5 protein-coding genes and 5 tRNA genes are annotated in these 5,357 nt (G+C 39.1%); 2 read left to right on the top strand and 8 right to left on the bottom strand.

The features are described from left to right. Nucleotides 1–294: 294 nt before the first annotated feature. Nucleotides 295–1,026, top strand: coding sequence for a hydroxyacylglutathione hydrolase (gene gloB, locus B2Y23_RS12310; protein WP_291352233.1), 732 nt, complete (start codon nt 295–297; stop codon nt 1,024–1,026). A 21-nt stretch (nt 1,027–1,047) separates the two neighbouring features. Here gloB and B2Y23_RS12315 read toward each other — a convergent pair whose 3' ends face one another. Then, nucleotides 1,048–1,320 carry a hypothetical protein gene (locus B2Y23_RS12315; RefSeq protein WP_291352235.1) on the bottom strand — a complete coding sequence of 91 codons (273 nt, stop codon included), beginning with the start codon at nt 1,318–1,320 and terminating at the stop codon, nt 1,048–1,050. A gap of 493 nt (nt 1,321–1,813) precedes the next feature. Here B2Y23_RS12315 and B2Y23_RS12320 point away from each other — a divergent pair, with 493 nt between their 5' ends. Continuing rightward, the gene (locus B2Y23_RS12320; RefSeq protein WP_086176023.1) at nt 1,814–2,017 is read left to right on the top strand and encodes a hypothetical protein; all 204 of its coding nucleotides are present in this window, start codon (nt 1,814–1,816) and stop codon (nt 2,015–2,017) included. A gap of 139 nt (nt 2,018–2,156) precedes the next feature. Here the strand turns inward: B2Y23_RS12320 and B2Y23_RS12325 are convergent. The 7 genes from B2Y23_RS12325 to B2Y23_RS12355 form a co-directional block, all read right to left on the bottom strand. Further along, nucleotides 2,157–2,241 (bottom strand) — tRNA-Leu (locus tag B2Y23_RS12325). A gap of 72 nt (nt 2,242–2,313) precedes the next feature. Then, a tRNA-Leu gene (locus B2Y23_RS12330) sits at nt 2,314–2,399 on the bottom strand. Between the two features lie 71 nt (nt 2,400–2,470). Then, nucleotides 2,471–2,555: transfer RNA gene (locus B2Y23_RS12335), tRNA-Leu, on the bottom strand. Nucleotides 2,556–2,593: 38 nt separating this feature from the next. Then, nucleotides 2,594–2,667 (bottom strand) — tRNA-Trp (locus B2Y23_RS12340). Nucleotides 2,668–2,701: 34 nt separating this feature from the next. Next, nucleotides 2,702–2,786: transfer RNA gene (locus B2Y23_RS12345), tRNA-Leu, on the bottom strand. 107 nt (nt 2,787–2,893) lie between these two features. Continuing rightward, nucleotides 2,894–3,682: a protein kinase domain-containing protein gene (locus tag B2Y23_RS12350; RefSeq protein WP_291352239.1), complete on the bottom strand. Its 789-nt coding sequence runs from the start codon at nt 3,680–3,682 to the stop codon at nt 2,894–2,896. A 28-nt stretch (nt 3,683–3,710) separates the two neighbouring features. After that, complete coding sequence (locus B2Y23_RS12355) at nt 3,711–5,222, bottom strand: DUF3336 domain-containing protein (protein ID WP_291352240.1); 1,512 nt, start codon at nt 5,220–5,222, stop codon at nt 3,711–3,713. Nucleotides 5,223–5,357: the final 135 nt, after the last annotated feature.

The following is a 5,357-nucleotide window of genomic DNA, read 5'->3' on the forward strand; positions in this document are numbered from 1 at the left end:
CATAAACAGCTCTGTCGTGAAGGCATCCAGCTGATACATTTTCATATTTATTCCCCAATTTTATGACTAATCTTTGCCAATGCCTGAATTTCAAAGCAGCATCTTTATAATAGAAATATTTAGTTCATCTCATGTATCTATAAATAAAAGCTTATCGCTACGCGTGCTTTTAAATCTTTTGAAATATCATCTACTTTATGGATAGACATTGCAGCATTGTGTTGCGATCTGCCACTAGAAAAAACCTGATTTTAAGGCTAGTTTATTCATATCTCTTTTATCGCTCTGTATCTTATGAATTTTCAAATCCATATGATTGATGTCAAAAATCAATTACAAAACTATATCTGGTTATTAGAACATATCCCAACCAAGGAAGTAGTGGCAATTGATCCGACTGAAGCAGATCTGGTCGAAACCTTTTGTACTGAAAAAGGTTTAAAACTGAGTCAGATTTGGCTGACGCATTGGCATAAAGACCATACTGGCGGTGTACCTGAGCTTTTACAAAATCGTCATATCCCCGTTTATGGCCCACGGGAAGAATTGAGCAAGGTTCCTTTTATCAGTCATCCTTTGCAACATGATGCACAGATCAGTTTTCACGGTTTAAATATTGAGATTATTGCTGTACCCGGCCATACCTTGGGACATATTGTTTATTTTATTGATGCACTAGATGTGCTTTTCTGTGGCGACACACTGTTTGCCATGGGCTGCGGTCGTGTTTTTGAAGGTACCTATGAGCAAATGTACCATTCACTGAATCGCCTCGCGGCTTTACCGGCACGCACCAAAGTCTACTGTACCCATGAATACACGCTGGCCAATGCCAAGTTTGCTTTACATGTAGAACCGGATAACCTTGCGATTCAGCAGCGTTTTGAACAGGTGGAAGCACAGCGTATGCTGGGTCAATGTACCTTGCCCAGCAGCATTGAGCTGGAACTGGAAACCAATCCATTTTTAAGAGCCGATAGCGTCGAAGAATTCCAGCGCTTGCGGCAATTAAAAGATCAGTTTTAATTTATGTATCATATGAAATATTTATAGAAGCTGATGGTTCTGAGCATAAGCATCCAATTCTGCTTGGGTGACCACTTTGGTGGTATTCATTTCATCGACACGAACCAGCAGCAAACCACCCAAAGCAGGTTGATAACGGCGCGCGCTACCAAAAGGTGTATAGGACACTTTGGATTGCTCTGCGAAAATTAACCAGTCTTCATGACCCAGCATGACAGCAACAGGTTCTGCGCCTTGTTGCTGCATCTGTTGAATTTGCTTGAGTACGTTCTGTTCTATGGTATCGGTAGTCATGGCAATTTAGTCATCATCTTAATCAATATTCAACACCCGCCAGAATTTAAAAAATTCCTCGGTACAGTGCAATATATTTTATCGTTTTTTAAAATCAGAAGCACCGTTATTTTTGGGCGGCAATTGCGTTATTAATCATATGAGATTGATTTATTGCTTCAGCCGAATATTTCTTATTCATCGCAAAAAAAATCACTTATAGATAAAAAATTTAGACCACACGGGAAATTGTGTTTAAATATTTCCGTTTCAAAAGAATTGAATTATTTAGAATTAAATATTTTTAAATCAATTTGATATAAAAACATTTTATTCAATACTAGAGTAATTTTTATTCGCAGTTTAATTATTATTTATTCATTTTTTGCATAAAAAAAATACAAAAAAATTATTTTATAAAAAACCTGCTCAAGCTACCCTTTAAAAAAATAGCTGCATCCCTATTAATTATATAACAGCAGTTCGTATCCAAATATACACAAGGAGTTCTCTCGTGAAAAAAGTTGTTAAGGCAAAAAATTTAATTGCATTTCGTATCTGGTTAGAAAAATTGGGCTATTCGGTAAAATCATTGACGGATAATCGTGGCTTTACCTTTAGCTTTAAAAAAGAATATGGTTTGGTCACTTGTGATTTAGCAGGTAATGCACTTGCCATGCAGCTTGGTGAAGAATTTGAAGATCATTTAAAAGCTTAAAAGACTTTTTTCACTTGTGGATCGAGATAAAAACAATAACGGATTCAAATTTTATTAAAAGCCCAGTTTTGGGCTTTTTATTTATATTTACTTTTGTATAGGCAATAAAAAAAGCAAGGTCATATACCTTGCTTTAATATGGTGGGGACGGAGAGACTCGAACTCTCACACCTTGCGGCGCTGGAACCTAAATCCAGTGCGTCTACCAATTTCGCCACGTCCCCATTCGAGTACCAACTTCGTGCTGGATTTTTTTACAACAAAAAAGAAAGGCTATTGACCTTACTCTAATCTGATGGTGGGGATAGAGAGACTCGAACTCTCACGCCCAGAAGGCGCTGCGACCTGAACACAGTGCGTCTACCAATTCCGCCATATCCCCATCAGGGCACCAACTCAATGCTGGATTTCGTACAACAAAAAAGCAAGGTTATTTACCTTGCCTTAATATGATGGTGGGGACGGAGAGACTCGAACTCTCACACCTTGCGGCGCTGGAACCTAAATCCAGTGCGTCTACCAATTTCGCCACGTCCCCATCAGGGTACCAACTAAGTTGTTGGATTTTTTAAAACTTGGCAGAGGATCAAGGATTCGAACCTTGACGAACGGTTTTGGAGACCGTCATGCTACCATTACACCAATCCTCTGTTACTTAATTATCAAGCTAAGTTGACATTTAAGTGGTGGGGACGGAGAGACTCGAACTCTCACACCTTGCGGCGCTGGAACCTAAATCCAGTGCGTCTACCAATTTCGCCACGTCCCCAATGGCTGTGTATATTATAGAGATCGATTACTCATGACAAGACCTTTTTATGAAAAATCCACTTGTTTGTTTAAATAAAAAACAAAAACTGTTTTTCTGTATTTTTCTTAAACAATTTCAGTGATTAAGGTCTGTTTTATCGTGCAAATATCATTAAATCTCTGTTGTTTTTTCTTGGCTAACATTCCTCTTAAACAAGGCTCAAATAGCGAAAAATGTTGTGGCAGTTCAATATTTAACTGCTGGCAATGTAAATAAGCCCAATCTTGGTAATTTCTGGCACTCAAACGCTGTGCACCGAGCCATTCATACAGAACAATGCCTAAAGCATAAATATCCGTTTGTACGGTTTTATGTGCACCCTGAAAAAGTTCGGGTGCCATATAACGTGGTGTTGCAGTAAGAATTTTCAGCTTTTGCGATGAACTAATTTTTTGCGCCTGTTCAAAATCAATCAAACATGCACGATTTTGATATTCAACCAAATGCTCCCGTTTTAAATCGCCATGAATCCAGCCCGACCGATGTAATTGATCCACAGCATCTAAAAGCTTTAATAAAGTCTGTTTGATCTGTTGCAATGACATCTCAGCACTATTACCGAGCAATACGTTTGCATCGCTTAGAATTAATGCCGCGTTGCCCGGCTCTTGTAATCCCGTCAGGTGTTTAAGATCGGAAATCACTTGAAACGGCAATAAAAATTCAGGCATGCATTTGGAAGAATTGGCTTGATCTAAAAACTGCTGATAAAAATCCAGTTCATTCAAGAATCCCGCTTCAACGCTGGGATGGATATTGAAAGTCTGGGTTTTTAACCAATAGCGTTGCTGCTGGTATTCAAAGCTATATAAACAACGCCCAAAAGTTAAACTTTTGGGCTTGGTCTTAGACATTAAACAGATGTTAGAAAAATCTACATCCCTAAACTGCAATAAATTCTGCGGTTTTTTGCTCTGGATTATGTTGATAATTTAAAAGCTCCAAACAGTGCTGGATGGTTTTACCGACACGAGCATGCGTTTCAATCGAAGATATTTTCGGCCATGTTGCGCGCTCGCCTTCTCTTTGCAATAACTTGAACAAATATGGACGTGGGTTCTGAAACATATAGCTATAATGGCGTAAGCTATAATCGCCCACGATGTTCAAATCACCATAATAGCCCTGATCAATCACCCCATAACCATGATCGAGCAAACGGCGTACAGGAGGAAGCATTCCGACTCGGCCACGCGCAAAATCCATAATTCCCTTGGTAATGACTTTGCCCTGACGGCGTACAATGCGCTCTGGCCAGCTCATCACATCTCGACGGTAGCGTTCTGCATCACTTTGCATGAAAGGAACAATATGTGGATTCACCTGACTGGCAATGGTGTAATTTAAATTATACAGTCGTGCCATTTTTTCCTGAGGGAAATCACTCCGCACACTGCCATCCACCCAGCGGGTATTGGACATATAAGGTGTCAATTTACCATCGTAACGCTTACTGGTCAGTTTAACTGGCGGAAATAAGATAGGTACAGCACAGGATGCCAGTACTGCACTCCAGACCAGTAAGTCTGGTGAAGTATAGGTATTCATGATGCGTGCTTGCTGCGAGGTATCATATGGGGCTACAGCAACATTAATATGCAGTCCGGAAGTTTTAAAAGCTTCTTCAAAAGTCACATCACCCAAATTTTCTATCAGAAATTTTTTCAGGTATTTTACGTCGGCAAAACCACCATTGCCTTTTAAAATTTCGCCAAATTTACGAAAATGAAAAGCTTCAGTAAAAAAGTTTTCCCCATTTAAAAGACCGGTAATGTCTGAAGGTTTTGAAGTGCCAAGCATGGTGGTCATAATCGCCCCTGCACTCGAACCAGATAATACTTTTGGCATTAAATCCTGTTCAAGCAGCGCTTTACATACCCCAGTATGAAACAATCCCAAGGTTGCCCCACCTGAAAACATGATCGCAGGCTGGCCATAAGCTTTTTTACACTGCTGAAAGAACTCTATTTTTTTTGCCACACACAGACAATTACAGTCGCTCGAAGCAATGTAAGCCAGGCTTTCACTGACTTCTTCCACATAATCTTCAATGATTTTTTTAGTGCCCACATAGGTGGCATTAAAAAGCATGGGATGAGCAATATTTGCAATATCGTAGCTTAAACCTTCACGTAATATGTACATGAGATCTTCGGTACGCTTCTGAAAACGGTAACGTTTTAACCTGCTTAAGCGTTCAGAAATAATTTCAGCATCAAAATAAGGTGAACAGTTATCAAATTTCCATTCTTGAGCACCGGATTCTTCATCTATTTTTAGTGCGATATTTTTCCATTCTTCATAAGTTTCCGCCGTAGCGAGCTGGCTTTTTAATTTTTTTATCCGATAGGCTTGATGTGGATTAATATTTGTCGTGAAATCATTAAATAACATATCTATCCCTCAAACACTTTCATTGTTATTTCCTATCCCTGATCGGGTATCAAATATCATCATATTTGCACAATAAACCAGTAATCCTTCAATCATAATACCCCCTATTTCATTGGCAAACTATGATTATTTGAT

It is taken from the genome of Acinetobacter sp. UBA5934 (assembly GCF_002430855.1).
Taxonomy (GTDB): Bacteria; Pseudomonadota; Gammaproteobacteria; order Pseudomonadales; family Moraxellaceae; genus Acinetobacter.

What these genes read in the sequence shown, in the direction of transcription:
- B2Y23_RS12315 (WP_291352235.1), bottom strand. Translation starts at nt 1,320, where the DNA reads ATGACTACCGATACCATAGAACAGAACGTACTCAAGCAAATTCAACAG.
- B2Y23_RS12350 (WP_291352239.1), bottom strand. Translation starts at nt 3,682, where the DNA reads ATGTCTAAGACCAAGCCCAAAAGTTTAACTTTTGGGCGTTGTTTATAT.
- gloB (WP_291352233.1), top strand. Translation starts at nt 295, where the DNA reads ATGAATTTTCAAATCCATATGATTGATGTCAAAAATCAATTACAAAAC.
- B2Y23_RS12355 (WP_291352240.1), bottom strand. Translation starts at nt 5,222, where the DNA reads ATGTTATTTAATGATTTCACGACAAATATTAATCCACATCAAGCCTAT.